This is a genomic window from Rhodopseudomonas sp. (genome assembly GCF_048594845.1).
Classification (GTDB): Bacteria; Pseudomonadota; Alphaproteobacteria; order Rhizobiales; family Xanthobacteraceae; genus Rhodopseudomonas.
This window is the reverse complement of sequence record NZ_JBMDXE010000317.1, coordinates 52,709-73,366: the sequence shown is the minus strand read 5'-3', so window position 1 is coordinate 73,366 and position 20,658 is coordinate 52,709. Positions and strand designations below refer to the sequence as shown.

General features: G+C 65.9%; 19 protein-coding genes. 10 read left to right on the top strand and 9 right to left on the bottom strand.

Features of this window, described 5'->3' with window-relative positions:
- Positions 1–1,428: Na+/H+ antiporter (locus ACOJTD_RS21270; RefSeq protein WP_420134850.1), on the bottom strand; the 1,428-nt coding region annotated here is incomplete at its 3' end.
- 309 nt (positions 1,429–1,737) lie between these two features.
- Here ACOJTD_RS21270 and ACOJTD_RS21265 point away from each other — a divergent pair.
- Both ACOJTD_RS21265 and ACOJTD_RS21260 read left to right on the top strand, forming a co-directional pair.
- Positions 1,738–3,369, top strand: a complete 1,632-nt coding sequence (locus ACOJTD_RS21265) for a putative bifunctional diguanylate cyclase/phosphodiesterase (RefSeq protein ID WP_420134849.1) — start codon at positions 1,738–1,740, stop codon at positions 3,367–3,369.
- Positions 3,370–3,810 (top strand): BLUF domain-containing protein, encoded by a 441-nt coding sequence (locus tag ACOJTD_RS21260; protein ID WP_420134848.1) that lies wholly within the window; start codon positions 3,370–3,372, stop codon positions 3,808–3,810.
- A gap of 4 nt (positions 3,811–3,814) precedes the next feature.
- Here the strand turns inward: ACOJTD_RS21260 and ACOJTD_RS21255 are convergent, their stop codons facing one another.
- Together ACOJTD_RS21255 and ACOJTD_RS21250 are read right to left on the bottom strand one after the other, a co-directional pair.
- The gene (locus ACOJTD_RS21255; RefSeq protein WP_420134847.1) at positions 3,815–4,501 is read right to left on the bottom strand and encodes a DUF1345 domain-containing protein; all 687 of its coding nucleotides are present in this window, start codon (positions 4,499–4,501) and stop codon (positions 3,815–3,817) included.
- Positions 4,502–4,505: 4 nt separating this feature from the next.
- Positions 4,506–5,432 (bottom strand): polyprenyl synthetase family protein, encoded by a 927-nt coding sequence (locus tag ACOJTD_RS21250; protein WP_420134846.1) that lies wholly within the window; start codon positions 5,430–5,432, stop codon positions 4,506–4,508.
- A gap of 160 nt (positions 5,433–5,592) precedes the next feature.
- Here ACOJTD_RS21250 and mtgA point away from each other — a divergent pair, with 160 nt between their 5' ends.
- The 3 genes from mtgA to ACOJTD_RS21235 all read left to right on the top strand — a co-directional run bounded on the left by mtgA (position 5,593) and on the right by ACOJTD_RS21235 (position 7,508).
- On the top strand, positions 5,593–6,273 hold the full coding sequence (gene mtgA, locus ACOJTD_RS21245; protein ID WP_420134845.1) for a monofunctional biosynthetic peptidoglycan transglycosylase: 681 nt from the start codon (positions 5,593–5,595) through the stop codon (positions 6,271–6,273).
- Positions 6,274–6,410: 137 nt separating this feature from the next.
- Positions 6,411–6,593 (top strand): 50S ribosomal protein L32, encoded by a 183-nt coding sequence (rpmF, locus tag ACOJTD_RS21240; RefSeq protein WP_420134844.1) that lies wholly within the window; start codon positions 6,411–6,413, stop codon positions 6,591–6,593.
- A gap of 249 nt (positions 6,594–6,842) precedes the next feature.
- A complete protein-coding gene (locus ACOJTD_RS21235) occupies positions 6,843–7,508 on the top strand; it encodes a hypothetical protein (protein WP_420134843.1) in 666 nt (221 codons plus the stop codon).
- A 16-nt stretch (positions 7,509–7,524) separates the two neighbouring features.
- On the opposite strand, the gene ACOJTD_RS21230 is transcribed toward ACOJTD_RS21235, so the two are convergent.
- On the bottom strand, positions 7,525–7,818 hold the full coding sequence (locus ACOJTD_RS21230) for a hypothetical protein (RefSeq protein ID WP_420134842.1): 294 nt from the start codon (positions 7,816–7,818) through the stop codon (positions 7,525–7,527).
- 205 nt (positions 7,819–8,023) lie between these two features.
- Between ACOJTD_RS21230 and ACOJTD_RS21225 the strand changes: the two genes are divergently transcribed.
- Positions 8,024–9,766, top strand: coding sequence for a putative bifunctional diguanylate cyclase/phosphodiesterase (locus ACOJTD_RS21225; protein ID WP_420134841.1), 1,743 nt, complete (start codon positions 8,024–8,026; stop codon positions 9,764–9,766).
- A 126-nt stretch (positions 9,767–9,892) separates the two neighbouring features.
- Here the strand turns inward: ACOJTD_RS21225 and phaR are convergent, their stop codons facing one another.
- A complete protein-coding gene (phaR, locus tag ACOJTD_RS21220; RefSeq protein ID WP_420134840.1) occupies positions 9,893–10,489 on the bottom strand; it encodes a polyhydroxyalkanoate synthesis repressor PhaR in 597 nt (198 codons plus the stop codon).
- Positions 10,490–10,787: 298 nt separating this feature from the next.
- Between phaR and ACOJTD_RS21215 the strand changes: the two genes are divergently transcribed.
- The 3 genes from ACOJTD_RS21215 to ACOJTD_RS21205 all read left to right on the top strand — a co-directional run bounded on the left by ACOJTD_RS21215 (position 10,788) and on the right by ACOJTD_RS21205 (position 13,837).
- Positions 10,788–11,966: an acetyl-CoA C-acetyltransferase gene (locus tag ACOJTD_RS21215; RefSeq protein WP_420134839.1), complete on the top strand. Its 1,179-nt coding sequence runs from the start codon at positions 10,788–10,790 to the stop codon at positions 11,964–11,966.
- 189 nt (positions 11,967–12,155) lie between these two features.
- Positions 12,156–12,881: an acetoacetyl-CoA reductase gene (gene phbB, locus ACOJTD_RS21210; protein WP_420134838.1), complete on the top strand. Its 726-nt coding sequence runs from the start codon at positions 12,156–12,158 to the stop codon at positions 12,879–12,881.
- Positions 12,882–12,967: 86 nt separating this feature from the next.
- Positions 12,968–13,837, top strand: a complete 870-nt coding sequence (locus tag ACOJTD_RS21205; protein WP_420134837.1) for a DMT family transporter — start codon at positions 12,968–12,970, stop codon at positions 13,835–13,837.
- A 75-nt stretch (positions 13,838–13,912) separates the two neighbouring features.
- Here the strand turns inward: ACOJTD_RS21205 and ACOJTD_RS21200 are convergent, their stop codons facing one another.
- The 3 genes from ACOJTD_RS21200 to hrpB all read right to left on the bottom strand — a co-directional run bounded on the left by ACOJTD_RS21200 (position 13,913) and on the right by hrpB (position 17,479).
- Complete coding sequence (locus ACOJTD_RS21200; protein WP_420134836.1) at positions 13,913–14,125, bottom strand: hypothetical protein; 213 nt, start codon at positions 14,123–14,125, stop codon at positions 13,913–13,915.
- A gap of 120 nt (positions 14,126–14,245) precedes the next feature.
- Positions 14,246–14,758 carry a TIGR02281 family clan AA aspartic protease gene (locus ACOJTD_RS21195; protein WP_420134835.1) on the bottom strand — a complete coding sequence of 171 codons (513 nt, stop codon included), beginning with the start codon at positions 14,756–14,758 and terminating at the stop codon, positions 14,246–14,248.
- A gap of 159 nt (positions 14,759–14,917) precedes the next feature.
- Complete coding sequence (gene hrpB, locus ACOJTD_RS21190; protein ID WP_420134834.1) at positions 14,918–17,479, bottom strand: ATP-dependent helicase HrpB; 2,562 nt, start codon at positions 17,477–17,479, stop codon at positions 14,918–14,920.
- A 170-nt stretch (positions 17,480–17,649) separates the two neighbouring features.
- On the opposite strand from hrpB, the gene ACOJTD_RS21185 reads away from it, so the two are divergent.
- Positions 17,650–18,705, top strand: coding sequence for an acyltransferase family protein (locus ACOJTD_RS21185; protein ID WP_420134833.1), 1,056 nt, complete (start codon positions 17,650–17,652; stop codon positions 18,703–18,705).
- A gap of 160 nt (positions 18,706–18,865) precedes the next feature.
- On the opposite strand, the gene ACOJTD_RS21180 is transcribed toward ACOJTD_RS21185, so the two are convergent.
- Positions 18,866–20,428 carry an acetyl-CoA hydrolase/transferase family protein gene (locus ACOJTD_RS21180; protein ID WP_420134832.1) on the bottom strand — a complete coding sequence of 521 codons (1,563 nt, stop codon included), beginning with the start codon at positions 20,426–20,428 and terminating at the stop codon, positions 18,866–18,868.
- Between the last annotated feature and the right edge of the window lie 230 nt (positions 20,429–20,658).

Genomic DNA, 20,658 nt, shown 5'->3' with positions numbered 1-20,658 from the left:
ATAGGCGTCGTCATCCAGCGAGTTCGGCAGCTGGCGCGCGCGGATGTCGTGGCGGGCATGCAGCAGCTTCACCACTTCGGCCGACAAGTCGCGGTCGGTGGTCATCGTCCGCAGTGACTTCAACGCGGCGGCCAGCGCCTCGCGCCGCGCCGCGATCTCGTTCTCGTGCTCGACGACGTGCTCGCTCTCGCCGACCTGCGAAATGCCCAGCGCCCTAACGACGCTCGGCAGCGTCAGGCCGAGCCCGACCAGCGTGATCAGGATGACGCCGAACGCCACGAACAGGATCAGATCGCGATCCGGAAAGCCGGAGCCATCCGGCAGCGCAAACGGCAGCGCCAGGGCGGTCGCCAGCGACACCGCACCGCGCACCCCCGTGAACGCCACCACGAAGGTCGCCCGCCACGACGGCACGGTCTCACGCGCGCGGACCCGCCCGCTCAGCAGATGCGGCAGGTAGGTTGCCGGATAGACCCAGACGAACCGCGCCACGATGACGATCGCGGCGACCAGCAGCGTCGCCGCCACGAGCTCGTCGAACGGCACCCCTTTCGACCGCTCTAGGATCGCCCGGACCTCGAAGCCGGTGAGCAGAAACAGCACGCCTTCGATCAGATAGATCACCAGGTCCCAGAAGAAGATGCCCTGCAGCCGGGTCGCCGCCGAGATCATCAACGGGCCATTCCATGAGATGTAGAGCCCGCACGCCACCGTGGCGATCACGCCGGAGCCGCCGAGATGCTCCGGAATCCAGTACGCGATGTAGGGCGTCAGCAGCGACAGCGTGATTTCGATCTGCGAGTCGCGCGCCCAGCGTCGCAGACGCAGGCTGAGCCAGCCGATCGCGATGCCGAATGCGATCTCGCCGGCCAGAATAGCCACGAACGTGCCGGACGCCTTGGGCAGCGAGAACATTCCGGTCAGGATCGCCGCCAGTGCGAAGCGGTACAGGATCAGTGCGGTGGCGTCGTTGGCCAGCCCCTCGCCTTCCAGCACGACGACGATCCGACGCGGCAATCCGAGCTTGCGGGCGATCGCCAGCGGCGCCACGACATCCGGCGGCGCCACGATGGCACCGAGCAGAAAGCCCACGCTCCACTCCAGCCCCAGCAGATAGTGCGTCGCCAGCGCCACCGCGAAAGCCGTGAAGATCACGCATCCGATCGCCAGCAGGCCGATCGCGCGCAGATTGGCGCGAAACTCACGCCAGCTCATCGCAACGCTGGCCGAGTAGATCAGCGGCGGCAGAACCACCAGCAGAATGAGTTCCGGCGGCAGCTCGATCCTGGGAATGCCGGGAATGAAGGCCAGCGCGATGCCGGCGATCAGCAGCAGAATCGCTGGCGCAACGTTGAAGCGGCGCGCCAGCAGCGCGGTGACGGCCAGCACCGCCAGCAGCATCAGAAAGATCTGGAATTTTGCTTCCACGAGACCGCGAGGTTGTTGGCGGGTGGCCGTGATGATCTGTCGCGCGGCCACCAAGGCTCGTCAAGTGATACCAGCCGCTCATTGCGGCCGCCGATCCTCACGAAGCCGGCGATCCGTTGCGCCGATTTAATTCAAGGATAAGTCAGGTCTGCGGCGCTTCGATAACCCGAAATTCACTTTCGGCCGACGGGGATATAACCAGTTATACCTTTGGCAAGGTTCACGGCGCTTTGTTCCTGCATGGGATCGGTGCACTCCATTACTCAGGCGGGCAAATCGCGTTCACGCAAGCGAAGTTCGACGCGTCAGGTGTCGTCGAAACAGGCTGCTGAGCTGGCGCTCTCGGTCTTTGCGACCTCCGATGCCGGCCTCGCGATGATCGCGCCGGACGATCGCGTGCTGATGACGAACCCGGCCTTCGAGCGGCTGTTCGACGGCGCGCCGCCGAGCGACCTGCTGGCACGGCTGCAGATCGCGAGCTGGGGCGAAGCGGCCCACCAGAAGCCGGTGCTGACGGTCAACGGCCGCACTCTGCGCATCAAAGTGATGGCGCTGCCGCCGGGCTATTTCGTCAGTTGCGAGGACATCACCGATCAGTTCGACCGCTCCGCTCGCGAGGCCAAGCTGGCCCGCACCGACCGGCTGACCGAACTCGGCAACCGCCAACTGCTCCGCGAACGGCTGCAGGAGCTGCTCGGCGACTCCGAGACGATGCGCGAGAGTTACGCGCTGCTGACCATCGATCTCGACCGCTTCAAGGCCGTGAACGATACGCTGGGCCGCAACATCGGTGACGCCCTGCTGTGCCTGGTGGCCCGGCGAATCCGTGCCACGGTGTCGGAGGAAGACGTCGTCGCCAGGTTATACGGCGACCAGTTCGGCATCATCCACTCGGGCCGGATCCAGCCCGGCTCCGCAATCGCTCTGGCGAAACGGCTGCGCGATCTGCTGAGCCGACCCTATATGCTGGAAGGACAGCTGATCGAGGTCAGCGCCCGCGTCGGCATCGCGCCGCTCACGCAAGACACCGCCGACGTCGACGGGGTGATCAAGAACGCCGACCTTGCGCTCAATCGCGCCAAGCAGGACCGCACCGCGGATTACTGCATCTTCGAATCCGGCATGGATCAGACCATGAAGGCGCGCCGCGCGCTGGAAACCGATCTGCGCCGGGCACTTGCGCTGCGCGAATTCTCGCTGGTGTATCAGCCGCAATTCGACCTGCAGAGCGGACGCGTCACCGGATTCGAAGCGCTGCTGCGCTGGAATTCGCCGACGCGCGGGCCGGTCTCGCCGATGGAATTCATTCCGCTCGCCGAGGAAACCGGAATCATCGGCCCGATCGGCGAATGGGTGCTGCGCACCGCCTGCCGCGACGCGGCGGGCTGGCCGGACGACATCACCGTCGCGGTCAACGTCTCGGCGGTGCAATTCGCCAATCGCGCGCTGTCGACGACGGTGCTGTCGGCACTGGCGGACAGCACGCTCGATCCCCGCCGGCTGGAGCTCGAGATCACCGAAAGCGTCATGCTCGATGCACGCGGCACTGCGCTCGGCGTACTGCAGCGGCTACGCGCCACTGGCGTGCGCGTCTCGCTCGACGATTTCGGCACCGGCTATTCGTCGCTCGGCTACCTACGCAGCTTCCCGTTCGACAAGATCAAGATCGACCAGAGCTTCGGACGCGGCACCTCGGAAGATCCCGGCAACCGCGCGATCGTGCGGGCGATCGCGTCGCTCGGCCAGAATCTCGGAATGGCAACGGTGGCCGAAGGCGTCGAAACCACCGAGCACATGGAGCGGATCAGCACGGCCGGCTGCACGCATGTGCAAGGCTATCTGATCAGCCGGCCGCTGCCGCCCGAAGACGTCATCGGCTTTCTTTCCGTCAGCAAGGTCTCACCCTACCCCAGCCTCAGCGACTGCCCCCAGGTCGCCTGAATGCCGATCCGGCCCTATCGCTGCATTTACTGGAGCAGGAACCGAGTCGACGGCACAGCCGACGACATCGACGCGGCGATCAGGTCCATTCTGGTCTCGGCCAGGCGCAACAACCGGCTGCTCGGCGTGACGGGCGCGCTGGCGTTCGACCGCGGGCTGTTCGCGCAGCTGCTGGAGGGGGAGATCCGCGCCGTCGAGATGGTGTTCGAGAAGATCCAGCGCGACGAGCGCCACGGCGACATTCAGGTGGTGATATTCGGGCCGGCGCCAGAACGTGCGTTTCCTGCGTGGCCGCTGGCGTTCCTCGGCCGCAGCCAGGAAGAACATCGCCGCTTCGCCGAAGCCGGCGACGAGGCGGGCGCCAGCGCCGAGCGCCCCGATGCCCGCAGGCTGCTCGACATCGTCCGCACGCTCGCCGTGGACCCCGACACGGACGCCTGACCGCTTACAGCGCGCTGGCGGCGATATTGACCATCAGGGCGACCAGCGCGGTGTTGAAGACGAACGACGCCACGCCATGCGCCGTCGCGGTGCGCCGGATCGTCTTGTCGGTGATCCCGACATCGGACACCTGCGCGGTCATTCCGATCACGAACGAGAAGTACACGAAGTCCCAATAGTCGGCGTCTTCCTGCTCGTCACCGCCCGGGAAAGCGAGGCCGCCGGCCTGGCTGCCGCGGTAATACTCATGCGCGTAGTGCAGCGCGAAGGTCGTGTGCACGGCCGCCCAGGACAGCGCGATCGTCACGATGGCAAGTAGCAACTCGGCGCCGCCGCGATGGCCGGCGCCGAGTTCGAACACGATCGCCGCGATACTGGCGAATGCGCCGGTCGCCGTCACCAGCAGGATGAGGAAACGTCCATCGTCCTGCAGCACCGCATTGCGCCGGATGTAGTCGACGCCGCAGCGCGCCATCATGGCGAACGCGAGCGTCAGATACACCACGATCGAGACGTCCCAGGCGATCAGCGCCTGCGTCACCGGCCGTAGCCACGCCGGCAACAGCAGCGCCGCAACAACGCCGACCGCGATCGAGATGAACAATCGCGGCCGCGAGTACACCACGCGCACCGCGCGCGGCAGTTTGCGAAAGCGCAGGAGGCGGCTGTCCTCGGGCGCTTCGCGGGTCATGCGATCAGTTCTTGCGTTCGGCCACGAAACGCGCGGCGGCGCGCAGCACGTCGCCCTTGGCGCCGAACGGCGCCAGCGCCTCGTCGGCCCGCGCGATCAGATCGCGGACGCGTTGCTTGGCGCCGTCGACGCCGAGCTGGGTGACGAAGGTGGTCTTGCCGAGCGCGGCGTCGGCACCGGCCGGCTTGCCGAGAGCGGCGGCATCGCCTTCGACGTCGAGCAGATCATCGGCGATCTGGAACGCCTCGCCGAGCGCGCGGCCGTAATCGTCGAGCGCGCGGTATTGATCTGCCGTCGCCTGGCCGAGGATCGCACCTGCGACGCAGCCGTAGCGCAGCAACGCGCCGGTTTTCATTTGCTGCAACTTTGCCACATCGACCGGTTCGCGATCGCCGAACCGGCCTTCGCCGGCGAGATCGAGCATCTGGCCGCCGACCATACCGCCAAGGCCGGCGCAGCGCGCCAGCACGCGATTGAGATCAAGCCGCACCTTGGCGTCGGCGTGCACCTCGTCGCGGGTGATGATGTCGAATGCCAGCGTCAGCAGCGCATCTCCGGCGAGGATCGCGGTGGCATCGTCATAGGCCTTGTGCAGCGTCGGACGTCCGCGGCGCAGATCGGAATTGTCCATCGCCGGCAGATCGTCGTGGATCAGCGAATAGCAATGGATGCATTCGAGCGCGGCGCCGACCAGCAGCGCACCGGCGCGGCTGGCGCCGAACACCGCGGCGCTCTCGACCGCCAGGAACGGACGCAACCGCTTGCCGCCGCCGAGCGTCGAATAGCGGATCGCCTCCATCAGCCGTCGGGGACGGGCGATCTCGTCCGGCAGCAAGTCGTCGGACAGCAGCCGTCCGAGCAGGGCTTCGGTCTCTTCGGCGGTAGCGTCGAGACGTTTGGCGAAATCGATCGTGGACGTGCCGGTGGCCATTCGAAAGTGCTCCAGATAAAATTCGGCCGGACCATTTCACCATGGCGCCGTCTTCGTCAATTCGGCGCAGGGCGAGGCGACGCAGCAAGGGAGCCGAGCCGATGCCGGGCAATGCGATGATTGCGGCCCTCCGGGGCGGGCCGGCGCGGGGCCGGAGCGGATGAGACGCCTGCTGCGCGCGGCCTTTGTGGTCCTGCTTCTCCTGCTGGTGGCACCCTATGTGCTGACGCTGATGTACAGCGCCGGCCATCCGGTCTCGACCCTGATGATCTGGCGCAGCCTGACCGGGGCGCCGGTGACGCGCGACTGGATCGACATCGAGCGGATTTCGCCGGCCCTGCCGCGCAGCGTGGTCGCCTCCGAGGACGCCAAATTCTGCAGCCATCATGGCATCGACTGGGATTCCGTGCGCGACGTGATCGACGACATGCAGGACGGCGAGGCCACCCGCGGCGGTTCCACCATCACCCAGCAGGTCGCCAAGAACCTGTTCCTGTGGCCGGGCCGCAGCGTCGTGCGCAAGGCGCTGGAGTTTCCGCTCGCGCTCTGGATCGACTTCGTGCTGTCCAAGCAGCGGATTCTCGAACTCTATCTGAATATCGCCGAGTGGGGACCCGACGGGCAGTTCGGCGCCGAAGCCGGCGCCGCCTATGCGTTCGGCGGGTCGGCCGCCCGCCTCACCGCGCAGGAAGCCGCGCTGATGGCCGCAATCCTGCCCAATCCGCGGATCCGCAGCGCTAAAAAGCCCGGTCCGGGCGTGCGCCGTCTGGCCGCAACCTACGTGGCGCGGGCCCGATCTGCCGAACTGCAGTCGTGCTGGCGCGAAAATAGCGCCTCCTGAGGCGATTTAGGCTGCTCGCAGGCCTAGCATTGCGCCGGGGCTTCCGTTATAAGCCCGGCCTTAGCTTTCCGCCTGCGCGCGAGTGCCGGGCCGTCCCGCCGTGGACGACGAGATCAATCCCGTCAAGGATCAACGATATGGCCGTTCCGAGAAGAAAAACTTCGCCCTCGCGGCGTGGCATGCGCCGGTCGGCGGACGCGCTGAAGCGCCCGACCTACGCGGAAGACAAGGACTCCGGCGAACTGCGCCGCCCGCATCATCTCGACCTCAAGACCGGGATGTACAAGGGCCGCCAGGTCATCAATAAGAAGGACGCCTGAGCCTAGGCTCAGGTTATGGCGGCGCGGCCTTGCCGCGCCCGCCCCGCGGGCCTGCCGATGGATCGCTTCCATGCGTCCCTGATCGGCAGGTGCGAAATCGGAGCCGCATGTCCCCGACAGTGGGTGCGACTCTCTGATAATCGCCGCCCACGCCCGAATCTGCTCCAACTGTTGCGTTAGAGAGTAGCCTCCGTCCACCCGGACGGGTGCCTCCATGGTCGTGCTCTTTCTGAACAACAGGCTTCGCCGATGTCGATTATCGGTTTCCCGCTGCTGCTGATCCCGATCGCGATCTGCAACATCGTCAATTTCCTGATGCCCGGCGTCGGCTTCGACGCCGCGCTGACCAGCATCGCGCTGCCCTCGGGAACGGTCTGGACGATCAGGGCGAGCGACATGCTGGTCGCACTCGGCGCGCTGCTGCTGATGTTCGAAGTGATCAAGGCAGGCAAGCCAGGCGGCAAATACCTCACCGATCATCTGCTGTCGTTGCTGGTGCTCGGCGGTACCGTGGCGGAATTCGTCATGCTGCCGCAGTTCGCCAACACCACCGTGTTTCTGCTGGCGACGCTGATGCTGGTCGATGTCCTCGCCGGGATCGCGCTGCGCCGCCGTCCGCAGCCGCGGGCCGCGCGGCAGGCGCCGGTGGCTCCGCCCGCCGAAGCTCAAGCCGAAGCCGCGCCTCGCAAAGAGCCGACCCTGACGCCGGCCGTCTCCGAGCCGACGCAGTCGGCCACGCCGGCCGCAGCTTCTCAAGCCTCGGCCTCCAGCTCGGCCGCTTCGATCGCCGAAGCCGTTTTGCTCGACCGCCCGCAGCCGGTCGCCGCATCAGTCGGCACGACGGCATCTCCGCGTGTCCAGTCGCCGGCCTTGCAGCCGGCCGACGAGACCGTGGGTCCCCAGCCTCAGCGCTGAGATAGTCAGGATTGGGTCAGGACATTCGCCGGGTTCGCCCGGCCGCGTAGGCGCGTGTCGACCGATACGCCGCCGAGGCCTGATCCGGCTCGGCGCGAAACACCCCACGGGTCTGCGGATAACCGCCTTCAATCGCCATCAACTGAGCGACGAAGTTCGCCGAGGGCCGCACTGTGCGGTCGGTGTAGCGCATCCGCGGCTGTGCCTGCATCACCGGCGCGGGCACCGGCTCGATCAGCTCGGCCTCGACGGCGTCAGCCGGGTCGAAGCCGTGAATCTCGTCGCTTTGATCGATCCGGATGCCTGTCATCGCCCTTCAACCTGCACCGCTTCGGGACATATGCCTTGTCTGGTGATAAGCTTCGCAAACAATATGCCGGGTCGCCTAGTATCGTTCCGAGGTCCCGCCCTGAATAGGTTTCCAGATTGTTAACGATCTCCGCCTAGCCTGACCAGCGTGCTGCACCCTATTGTGGGTGGAGAATCTCCTGATTCCGTCCCGAAACGAGGCAGTTGTGCCGCCAGCCCGATCCGCCGCCGAGCAGCACGCCCGTCCGGCTGGACCCGATCCGTCCGCGATCCTGGCGGCGCTCGGGCAGGCCGCCTTCGTCTGGGATCTACCGAGCGACGCGCTGGTCTGGACCGGATGCGCCGCGGACATGTTCCACGACGTCCCGCCGGACACGCTATCGACCGGAGCCGGGTTCGCCGCACTGCTCGAGCCATCACGTGCGGTCCGCACCGACGCCCTGCTCACGACCGCAGCGGCCGCCGGCGCCAATTGCGTGCCTTATCGAATTGAGTACGGCGTCCGCGCGACGACGTCGGCGCCGGTGACCTGGATCGAGGAAAGCGGCTGCTGGTATCCGGGCTCGGACGGCCGGCCCACGCGCGTCGAAGGTATCGTCCGCGTCAACAACGAACGCCATGCCCGCGACGAGCAGCTTCTGAAGCTGTCGCAGTATGACCCGCTGACCGGCGAACTCAACCGCACTCATCTGGTGGCAGCGCTTGCCGAGGCGATCGAGGAGGCCTCGCGCTTCCGCAACGGGCTCAGCTTCATGCTGATCGGCCTCGACCATCTGGCGCGGATCAACGATTCGTTCGGCTTCGATGTCGCCGACGAGGTGATCTGCACGGTCGCGCAGCGGATTCGCGCGCGGCTCCGCTCCGGCGATCAGCTCGGCCGATTCTCAGGCAACAAATTCGGCCTGATCCTGAAGAACTGCACCGCCGACGACGCCCAGGTCGCGGCCGAGCGCTTCCTCGCCGCGGTGGGCGAGGAGATCGTACCGACCCGCTCCGGGCCGGTGTCGGTCACCGCGTCGATCGGCGCTGTGGCATCGCCACGTCACGCCCGCACCGCCGAAGAAGCGATCAACCGCGCCCAGGAGGCGCTGTCGGCCGCCAAGCATCGCCGCTGCGGCACGCTGTCGATGTGGCGCCCGAACGTCGAACGCGACGCCCAGCGCCGCGTCAACATTCGCGTCACCGACGAGATCGTCACCGCACTCAACGAGCGGCGTATCGTGCTGGCCTACGAACCAGTGGTTGACGCCGCATCCCGCGGGCCGGCTTTCCACGAATGCCTCGTCCGCATGGTCCAGGACGACGGCCAGGTGCTGCTCGCCCCCGATATCGTGCCGGTGGCCGAACGGCTCGGGCTGATCCGGCTGGTCGACCATCGCGTCCTCGAGCTGGTGGTGGCCGAGCTCGCCGCCGCGCCGCAGACGACGCTCAGCCTGAACATCTCACCCGACACCACGATGGATGCCGACTGGTGGGCCGGGATCGAGTCGCTGATGCTGGCGCATCCCGGCGTCGCCGAGCGGCTGATCGTCGAGATCACCGAGACCGTCGCGATCCAGGACCTCAACGAGGTCCGTGGCTTCGTGACCCGGCTGAAGAAGTTCGGCGCCAGGATCGCGATCGACGATTTCGGCGCCGGCTACACCTCGTTTCGCAACCTGCGCAATCTCGGCGTCGATATCGTCAAGATCGACGGCGCCTTCGTTCAGAACATCGCCCGCTCTGCGGATGACCGCGCCTTCGTGCAGACGTTGATCGATCTGGCGCGTCGGCTCGGTATCAAGACGGTGGCCGAATGGGTGCAGGACGACGAGTCGGCGGCACTCTTGCGCGGCTGGGGCTGTGACTACATCCAGGGCCGGCTGATCGGCCTCGCTTCGCAGCATCGTCCCTGGCAAAAAGCAGGCGCACCCGACGCCGCCTCGATCGGCGCCCGCGCGGCGAAGTGAGCGGCGCTGACGTTCAGGGTCACGAGCCAGGGATCACCAGGTATCAACCGGGATCGCACAGGCGAAGTCATCACTGACTAGCGATCACTTCGCCTGCTCGTGAAGTCCGGGCTATGACGAAGCGGCCTACGCTTCGTCCTTCTTCGGATGATCGAGCGACATCCGATCGAGCCGGTCCTGCATGTCCTTCATCTGGCGACGAAGGTCGTCGATATTGTCCGCATCGCGCGCCGGCTCGGCGCCGCCCGCTTCCACTTCGACCTCCTGGTTCGGCTTGCGCGGCACGAACATGTTGAAGGTCTGCTGAAACAGCTCCATGTTGCGGCGGACAGTTTCCTCAAGCGGCGCGAACGGCGTCATGCTCAAGGTCGAAGTCATCTGCTTGCGAAATTTCTCCTGCTCGCGCGTCAGCGAGTCGATCGACTGCTCGAGATATTTCGGCACCACCATCTGCATGCTGTCGCCGTAGAAGCGGATCAGCTGGCGCAGGAAAGTGGTCGGAAGCAGGTTCTGACCTGCCTTGTTCTCTTGCTCGAAGATGATCTGCGCCAGCACCGAGCGGGTGATGTCGTCACCGGTCTTGGCGTCGTAGACGAGAAAGTCCTCGCCTTCCTTCACCATCGCGGCGAGATCTTCGAGTGTTACGTAGGTACTGGTGCCGGTGTTGTAGAGCCGCCGGTTCGCGTATTTTTTGATTGTCGTTGGTTGGTCTGATTTCGCCATGGCACCCACACGCATGGAGGAAAGGAACCCGCCGCTCCCGACGACGGGGCAGAGACGCAATGCAATAAAGTAAGCACTTCCATTGCGGTTCGGCTACCGTTTTGTGCGCCGGCGGTTAATCGGCAGGCACAAAGTGCCTTGAACCGTGCCGGGCGCGTGACTTTATAAGCAGGAAGACCGCGTCCCCGATTGACACGCAGGGGCCGCATTCTCAGGATGGCCGCCGACGCTGGCCGACCTAACCGGCACCCGCCGTCCAACCAATTCGTTCAAACAACCCGAGCCCCAGGAGATGTCCATGTCGGACGATGTCGTCATCGTCAGCGCTGCACGCACCGCTGTCGGAAGCTTCAACGGCGCCTTCGCCAATACGCCGGCGCATGATCTCGGCGCCGTTGCCATCAAGGCTGCGCTCGAACGCGCCGGCATCGAGCCCGGCCGCGTCTCCGAAGTCATCATGGGGCAGATCCTCACCGCCGCGCAGGGCCAAAACCCCGCCCGTCAGGCGTCGATCGCGGCCGGCATTCCGGTTGAAAGCCCCGCCTGGGGCGTGAATCAGTTGTGCGGCTCCGGCCTGCGTACCGTCGCGCTCGGCTATCAGGCGCTGATGAACGGCGACTCCGACGTCGTCGTCGCCGGCGGACAGGAATCGATGAGCATGGCCCCGCATGCCCAGTATCTGCGCGGTGGCGTGAAGATGGGCGGCGTCGAGTTCATCGACACCATGATCAAGGACGGTCTGTGGGACGCCTTCAACGGCTATCACATGGGTAACACCGCCGAGAACGTCGCTCGGCAGTATCAGATCACCCGTCAGCAGCAGGACGAGTTTGCAGTCTCGTCGCAGCAGAAGGCCGAAGCGGCGCAGAAGGCCGGCAAGTTCAAGGACGAGATCGCGCCGGTGACGATCAAGACCCGCAAGGGCGACATCGTCGTCGACACCGATGAATATCCCCGTCACGGCGCCACCATCGAGGCGATGACCAAGCTGAAGCCGGCGTTCGAGAAGGACGGCACCGTCACCGCGGCGAACGCCTCCGGCATCAACGACGGGGCCGCTGCCGTGGTGCTGATGAAAGCGAGCCAGGCCGCGAAGGAAGGCAAGACGCCGCTCGCCCGCATCGTGTCGTGGGCGCATGCCGGCGTCGATCCGAAGATCATGGGCACCGGCCCGATCCCGGCTTCGCGCGCGGCGCTGAAGAAGGCCGGCTGGTCGATCGGCGATCTCGATCTGATCGAAGCCAACGAAGCGTTCGCCGCGCAGGCTTGCGCGGTGAACAAGGATCTCGGCTGGGACGTGTCGAAGGTCAACGTCAATGGTGGCGCGATCGCGATCGGTCATCCGGTCGGCGCATCCGGCGCGCGCGTGCTGGTAACGCTGCTCCACGAGATGCAGAAGCGCGATTCGAAGAAGGGACTCGCGACGCTGTGCATCGGCGGCGGTATGGGAATCGCGATGTGCCTCGCGCGCGATTGAGGCATCATCGCGCCGCCGATGCGGCATGATGTTGCAACACTCGCTACAAGGTGCAGTGCATCAACGAATGTTCAAACGCCCGGCAGATTGCCGGGCGTTTTTGCTTGATGTTCGTCAGCGGGCGGATTTTAGTCAGGACGACACAATCGAATTCTAGAAAAGAAAGAGCATTGCGGGAGGGATTTTGAAATGGCGCGTGTAGCGTTGGTGACTGGGGGGACGCGCGGAATCGGTGCAGCAATCAGCAAGGCGTTGAAGGCCGCAGGCCATGCGGTCGCAGCGTCTTATGCGGGCAATGATTCGGCGGCAGAACGATTCAAAGATGAGACGGGTATTCCGGTATATAAGTGGGATGTGAGTTCGTTTGACGCGTGCGCGGCGGGCGTGAAGCAGGTCGAGGCCGATCTCGGTCCGATCGATATTCTCGTCAACAATGCCGGCATCACGCGCGACACCGCGTTCCACAAGATGACGCTCGAGCAGTGGAATGCGGTGATCAACACCAATCTCGGTTCGCTGTTCAACATGACCCGCCAGGTGATCGAAGGCATGCGCGCGCGCAAGTTCGGGCGCATCGTCAACATCTCGTCGATCAACGGCCAGAAGGGACAGTTCGGTCAGGTCAACTACTCGGCCGCAAAGGCCGGCGACATCGGTTTCACCAAGGCGCTGGCGCTGGAGAATGCGCGCGGCGGCATCACGGTGAACGCGATCTGCCCGGGCTACATCAATACCGAAATGGTCCAGGCGGTGCCGAAGGATGTGCTGGAGAAAGCGATCCTGCCGCTGATCCCGTGCAACCGGCTCGGCGAAGCCGACGAGATCGCACGCGCCGTGGTGTTCCTGGCGGGAGAAGACGCCGGATTCATCACCGGCTCGACGCTGACCATCAATGGCGGCCAGTACATGACGTGAGGCCACTCGCCTCGCCGGATCTTCGAGGGCGGACCGTCCCGCGGTCCGCCCTCTCCTTTTCAACGACAGCAGCCAACGAACCGACGATGACGCCGCGGACCGCAACACTGATCGGACTCTCCGCCATTCTGATGTGGTCGTTGCTCGCGGTGATGACGGTGGGGACCGGAACGATCCCGCCATTTCAGCTCGCTGCGATGACCTTCGCGATCGGCGCGCTGGCGGCCGGGACGGGCTGGATCGTACGCCCCGGTGCGATCCAGGCACTGCGGCAGCCGCCGCTGGTCTGGGCGGTCGGTGTCGGCGGCCTGTTTGGCTATCACGCGCTGTATTTTCTGGCGCTGCGCCTCGCGCCGCCGGCCGAGGCCGGGCTGCTAAACTATCTATGGCCGCTGTTGATCGTGCTGTTCTCCTCGGCGCTGCCGGGCGAGCGGCTCAAGCCGCATCACCTCGCCGGCGCTCTGCTCGGGCTCGCCGGCACCGCGCTGCTCCTGCTCGGAAGCGGCGCCACGCTGGACCGGGCCCATTGGCCTGGACTCGCCGCCGCGTTCGTGGCGGCGTTCGTGTGGGCAACTTATTCGGTTCTGTCGCGCCGGCTCAAGGCCGTGCCGACCGATGCGGTGGCAGGTTTCTGCCTGGCGACGGCCGTGCTTGCGGCGCTGGTGCACGGCGCGATCGAGACGACGGTCTGGCCGCAAAGCATCTCGCAATGGCTGGCGATCATCGCGCTCGGCGTCGGACCGGTCGGCGCGGCGTTCTACGCCTGGGATATCGGGATGAAGCGCGGCGATATCCGCGTCCTGGGCGCAGCGTCCTATGCGACGCCGCTGCTCTCGACCGGCTTCCTGATTCTGGCCGGCTACGCGCAGCCGACGACGGCATTGGGGCTCGCCGCCCTGCTGATCGCGGGGGGCGGGCTGCTGGCCGCCAAGGACATGCTGATACGTCGAGGGTGAGTCCTCAACGCAAAGAAGCGGAGCGGCAGATCTGAACGATCCGCCGCCCCGCCTCGAAGAATGTGTCCGAGCCGCTTAGTAGCGATGCTTCTTGATCACGACGACGCGGTCGCCGTGACGGTGATGGTGACGATCCCAGCCGCGGTGCCAGCCTCGATCGTGGTGCCGCATTTCAGCGCGCGGACCGTCGCGATACACCTTCTTGATAACGGTGGTTTCGGCGGACGCGACCGACGGCAGCGCAATCGTGGCGGCGGTAAGCGCCGCCAGGGCATAACCGAGCTTCATGGATGTCTCCTCCTTGGGTGGTGAAAAGCGGGGAGGAAACACCAGAGTAGTAATCCTGTTCCGGCGGAACTCGTCTGATTTTCAGCAAAAGGTTCCGGCAATGCTGCGAGGCAAATCGCCCTACTGCTCGAGAACCATCTGGCCATTCGCATATTCGAAGCGCTTCAGCTTCGACAGAAACGACAGGCCCAGCAGATTTTCCGACAGCGCTTCGTCGGGCAGCACCAGCGCATCGACATCGCGGACGATGAGTCCGCCGACGTCGAGCATCGCCAGCCGAGTCCGCGCCGCCTTGACGGAGCCGTTGGCAGTCGAGACCTTGGCGGTGTACTCCGACGGCCGAGGCCGCAGCCCGAACAGCGCCGCCGATCGCTCGTTGAGCGCCACGACCGACGCGCCGGTGTCGACCATGAAGCCGATACGCTGACCGTCGATCCGTCCATCGGTCTGGAAATGGCCGCGCGCATCGCGCGGGATGGCAACGCTGCGCGTCGCGGCGTTCGATGACATTCCGATCGTCGCCTTGTGGGCGACGCTGGCTTGCGCCGGCGCCGGCATCATACGATCGGCCATCTGCGCCATGGCGGTGCCGAGAAACGCCAGCACCACAGCGATCATCAGGATGTTACGCATCACGCCTACTCACACCAGCCTGAACGGCGCGATTGGATCACGCGCCCGCGCCGCCCGCGACCGACGCGGACCTCGCCGCCGTTTATTTTGACCAAAAGGGTGAGCGAAGACTTAATGGCCGCCTTGGAACTGGCGGCGCCGATGAAGCCAGCGCGACGTTTACGTCCCGCGCGGCTTGGCGCGCCGTGTCGGCGGTGCGCTCGCCGGATCCTCCGGCCAGGGATGGCGCGGATAGCGGCCGCGCAGATCGGCGCGCACGCCCGCATAGGAGCCGCGCCAGAAGCCCGGCAGATCGCGCGTGACCTGCACGGGACGATGCGCCGGCGACAGCAATTCGAGCACCAGCGGCACCTTGCCGCCGGCAACCGACGGATGCGTCGTCAGCCCGAACAGCTCCTGCAGCCGCACCGCGATCGTCGGCCCCTGTTCGGCCTCGTAATCGATTGGCAGATGGCTGCCGGTCGGCGCCTCGAAATGCGTCGGCGCCTCACGATCGAGCCGGCTGCGCAACTCCCACGGCAGCAGGTTCATCAGCGCATCGGACAGGTCCGAGGCCGATATGTCCTTGAGCCCGGTCTTGTCGAACAGCGCCGGTACCAGCCAAGCCTCGCGCTGCGCGGCAAGGCCGTCGTCCGACAGATCTGGCCACGGTTCGCCCTCGGCCTTGCGCAGAAACATCACCCGCCCGCGCCATTGCTGAAGCTGCTTCGACCACGGCAACCGGTCGAGCCCGGCAGCGATCAGCCCATCGGCCAGCACGCGCGCGGTGTGCTCGGATGGCGCCAGCGCAAGCGGCGCTTCGGAGAACGTAATCGCATGCAGCGCGCGCCGCCGCCGCGCCCGCAGCGCCATCGCGGCGCGGTCGAAGGTGACGTCGTCCGCGTCGGTGATCTGATCGCCGAAATGCCGTTCGATTTCCGCCAGCGTGATCGGCGCCGCCAACAAAATACGCCCGTGCGCCGCCGTGCCGGTGAGCTCACCGACCGCCAGATATGGCGCACGCGCCAGCGCCGACGTCTGCTCAACACTGGCACCGCGGCCATTGGCGAGCACGAACGAGCCATTGCCGCGGTTCTTGGCAACGCGATCCGGAAAGGCGAAGGCGAGCAGGACACCGGAGCTGAGCTCCTCGCCGGCTACTTCTCTTTGTGCGGCGACACCTCGCCCTGAACCCCGGCGTGACTCCCCTCCCCCTTGCGGGGAGGGAGAAGAGGCGCCCCGCAAGGGGGAAGGTGAAGACGAAGACGCCTGCCTCGCCCACCTCTCCGCCATCTGTCGCGCGCTCGTCGCGCGTTGCGAGCGGTCGCGGCGGAAGTTGTCGCGGCGGGCATCGAGGTCGGCGCTGTCGCCGCCGAGTCCGCGCTCGGTGAGGATCGCGGCGATCTCGGCGGCCGCCTCGGCATGATCGAAACGCGCCGCATCGACGATCATCCGCGCCAACCGCGGCGGCAGCGCCATCGCCCGTAGCGCACGGCCCTCGTCGGTGATGCGGCCGTCGGCATCCAGCGCGCCGAGCTCGCGCAACAACTCGCGCGCCTCCTTCAGCGCGGGCGCCGGCGGCGAATCGAGGAACGCCAGGGAGGCCGGATCGGCGACGCCCCATTGCGCCAGATCGAGCAGCAGCGACGACAGATCGGCGCTGAGGATTTCCGGCTGCGTATAGGCCGGCAGCGACGCGGTCTGCGGCTCGTCCCACAGCCGGTAGCACACGCCGGGCTCGATACGGCCGGCACGGCCGCGGCGCTGATCGACCGCCGCGCGCGAGGCCCGCACCGTTTCCAACCGCGTCAGCCCGAGATCCGGCTCGTAGCGTGGCACGCGGGCGAGCCCGCAATCGACCACGATACGCACGCCCTCGATGGTCAGCGAGGTCTCGGCGATCGAGGTCGCCAGCACCACCTTGCGATGCCCCTTCGGCGCCGGCTGAATGGCGCGGTCCTGCACGGCGGCGTCGAGCGCGCCGAACAGCGGCACGATCTCGACCGCCGGGTCCTGCACCCTTTCGCGCAGCATCGTCTCGGTGCGCCGGATCTCGGCGGCGCCGGGCAGGAATGCCAGCACCGAGCCGGCATCGCCGCGCAATGCCGACGCGATCGCCTCTGCCATCTGCCGCTCTATCGGCGCATCGCTGCGGCGGCCGAGATAGCGGGTCTCGACCGGAAACGCGCGCCCAAGGCTTTCGACCACCGGCGCATCGCCGAGCAGCCTGGCGACACGCGCCCCATCGATCGTCGCCGACATCACCAGGATGCGCAGATCTTCACGCAGGCCCTGCTGCGCGTCGCGCGCCAGCGCCAATCCCAGATCGGCATCGAGCGAGCGCTCGTGAAACTCGTCGAACAGCACGGCGCCGGCGCCGGACAGTTCCGGATCGTCGAGGATCTGCCGGGTGAAGATGCCTTCGGTGACGACCTCGATCCGCGTCGCGCGCGACACTTTCGAGCCGAACCGGACGCGGTAGCCGACGGTCTCGCCGGGCTTCTCGCCAAGTGTCTTGGCCATCCGCTCCGCGGAGGCGCGCGCGGCAATGCGGCGCGGCTCCAGCACGATGATCTTCTGCCCCTGCAGCCACGGCGCATCGAGCAATGCCAGCGGCACCCGCGTGGTCTTGCCGGCGCCCGGCGGCGCGACCAGCACGGCGGTGCTGCCGGCCGCGAGCGCGGAGGTCAGATCACCGAGGGCATCATCGATCGGAAGCGGCGTGTCGAAAGTTCGGGGCAAGGATCACTCGGGGGCTGAACGGCGCGGTTGGTTAACAGAAACCATAATCCGCGGCAAAACCGCCGCGGCGATCACAATCCACCAAACCCGGCACATTCCTTGATCCGCGCAACACTAACGCAACCGATCATGCGGAAGATGCGACCGAGCCGCATCAGACAGGAACAATGATGACCGCGAACGGCACACATGCTCCGGCGCGCATGCACGGCGACCGCGTCGACTGGGTCGATTACGCCAAGGGGATCTGCATCATCATGGTGGTGATGATGCATTCGGTGCTGGGCGTCGAAGCGGCCGCGGGCCAGACCAGTTTCATGCACTACGTGGTCGAGTTCGCCAAGCCGTTCCGGATGCCGGACTTCTTCCTGATCTCCGGCCTGTTCCTGGCGGTGGTGATCGACCGCGACTGGCGGACCTATCTGGACCGCAAGGTGGTGCACTTCGCTTACTTCTACGTGCTGTGGGTGACGATCCAGTTCGCCGTCAAGGCGCCGAGCTTCGCGGCCGAGATGGGCTGGGCGGGCGTCGCCAAGCTGTATGCGCTGTCGTTCATCGACCCGTTCGGCACGCTGTGGTTCATCTACCTGCTGCCGATCTTCTTCGTCGTCACCAAGGCGACGCGCGGCCTGCCGCCGCTGCTGATCTGGGCAATCGCGGCGGTGCTGGAATCGCTGCATGTGCAGACCGGCTGGATGGTGCCGGACGAATTCTGCGCGCGGTTCTTCTATTTCTACACCGGCTATCTGTTCGCCCGGCATGTCTTCGCGTTCTCGGATGCGGCCCGCGCCCGGCCGGCGTTGGCGCTCGCGGGACTTGCGGTCTGGGCGGTGGTGAATGCCGCGCTGGTCCATGTCGGCGTCAGCGAATGGCCGCTGATCTCGCTGGTGCTCGGCCTCGCGGGCGCTTGCGCCATCATCACGGTCGGCACGCTGCTGGCGGAGAAGCGCTGGCTCGATGGCCTGCGGTTCTGCGGCGAGCATTCGATCGTGATCTATCTGGCGTTCTTTCTGCCGATGGCGATCAGCCGGTCGCTGCTGCTGAAATTCGGCGGCTTCCTCGATCTCGGCGTGATCGCGATTTTGGTCAACATCGCCGGCGTGGTCGGCGCGCTGGTCATCTGGTGGCTGGCGCTGAAAACCGGCGCTCGCTTCCTGTTCGACCGGCCCGATGCGTTCTGGATCGCACCAAAGAAGAAGGCGGCGAGACTGCAGGCGGCGGAGTAGCGCGATCCGAGTCCCGCCTCAGGCACATCCTCATCCTGAGGAGCCGCGCAAAGCGCGGCGTCTCGAAGGATGGGCCGCGGTTTCATCAGCTCATCCTCGAGACGCGGCCAAGAGGCCGCTCCTCAGGATGAGGGTTGTGCCAGTTGTCAGGTCAGCGCTTTCACCGCCATACATCCGCCTGCACCACCGCGTCCTCGCGCCAGGCTTCTCGCGCCGCCTTGTTGGCCATCCAGTTCGGCAGGAAGGTCAGCGCCTCGTCGAGGATGTGCGGGGTGTGGAGCCCGGGCGAGTATTCCAGCGCGCGCTTGTAGTATTCCTTCAGCGCCGGCTTGAAGGTGGGGTGCGCGCAGTTTTCGATGATGACCTTGGCGCGGGCTTTCGGCGACAGACCACGCAGATCGGCGAGGCCCTGCTCGGTGACAATCACCTGCACGTCGTGCTCGGTGTGGTCGACATGCGAGGCCATCGGCACGATGCACGAGATCTTGCCGCCCTTGGCGGCCGACGGCGTCATGAAGAACGACAGGAAGCTGTTGCGGGCGAAATCGCCCGAGCCGCCGATGCCGTTCATGATGCTGGTGCCGGTGATGTGGGTCGAATTGACGTTGCCGTAGATGTCGGCCTCGATCAGTCCGTTCATCGCGATCACACCGAGCCGGCGGATCACCTCGGGATGGTTGGAGATTTCCTGCGGCCGCAGCACGATGCGCTCGCGGTAGAAGTCGAGATTGCGCAGGAATTCGTCGTAGCCTTCGGGCGACAGCGACAGCGCGGTGGCCGACGCGTGGGTCAGCTTGCCCTTGCGCAGGAGCTGCAGCATGCCGTCCTGCAGCACCTCGGTGTATGCGGTGAGGTTTTCGAACGGGCCCTCTTCGAGTCCGGCCATCACCGCGTTGGCGACATTGCCGACACCGGACTGCAGCGGCAGCAGGTTCGGCGGCAGACGGCCCTTCTTCACCTCGTGACCGAGGAATTCGAGAATATGGCCGGCGATCGCCTGCGACGCCTCGTCGGGTGCCGAGAATGCGGAGTTGCGGTCCGGCAGATTGGTCTCGACGATCGCGACGATCTTGGACGGATCGCAGCGCAGATATTGCTCGCCGATGCGGTCGCCCGAGGCGACGATCGGAATCGGCTTGCGATGCGGCGGCAGCTGCGTGCCGTAATACACGTCGTGCATGCCTTCGAGGCGGATGTCCTGCCAGGAGTTCACCTCGAGGATCACCTTGTCGGCGAGGTCGAGCCAGGTCTTGTTGTTGCCGATCGACGACGACGGGATCAGGCTGCCGTCCTCGCGAATGCCCGCGACCTCGACGATGGCGATGTCGAGCTTGCCGAGGAAACCGAACCAGACGTGCTGGGCGACATGCGACAGATGGATGTCGATGTATTCCATCCGGCCGGAATTGATGCGTTTGCGGCAGGTCGGATCGGACTGATACGGCAACCGCATCTCGATGCCGTCGACCTTGGCGAGTGCGCCGTCCAGCTCCGGCGCCGTGGAGGCGCCGGTCCAGACGCTGACCTTGAATTTCTGACCCCGCGCGTGATGTGCGTTGATGCGTTCGGCGAGCGCCAGCGGCAGCAGCTTGGGATAGCCGGCGCCGGTGAAGCCGCTCATCCCGACATGAGCGCCGGACGGAATCTGGGCCGCCGCATCGGCCGCCGTCATGATCTTCGCACGGAGGTGGGGAGCAAGGACGCGAGAGCTGTCGAGGACCATCACGGCGCTTTCTGATCGCGGGCGGACCGCCCGCTGAAGTGGTTGATCCGATTCGTCTAATCGGTTCGCCGAAAAGAGCCATGCAACCATCGGCGAAGACGCCAAAGCGTTCTTGAGAAGCGTGTCGAATCGTTTGCCGAGGCCATCGGGCGGCTGCCGCTCGCGGACCGCTAGGACATTGATTTGTCACGCTCTCTTGGCCACGTCGGAGGCTCATGGATGCGTGCACC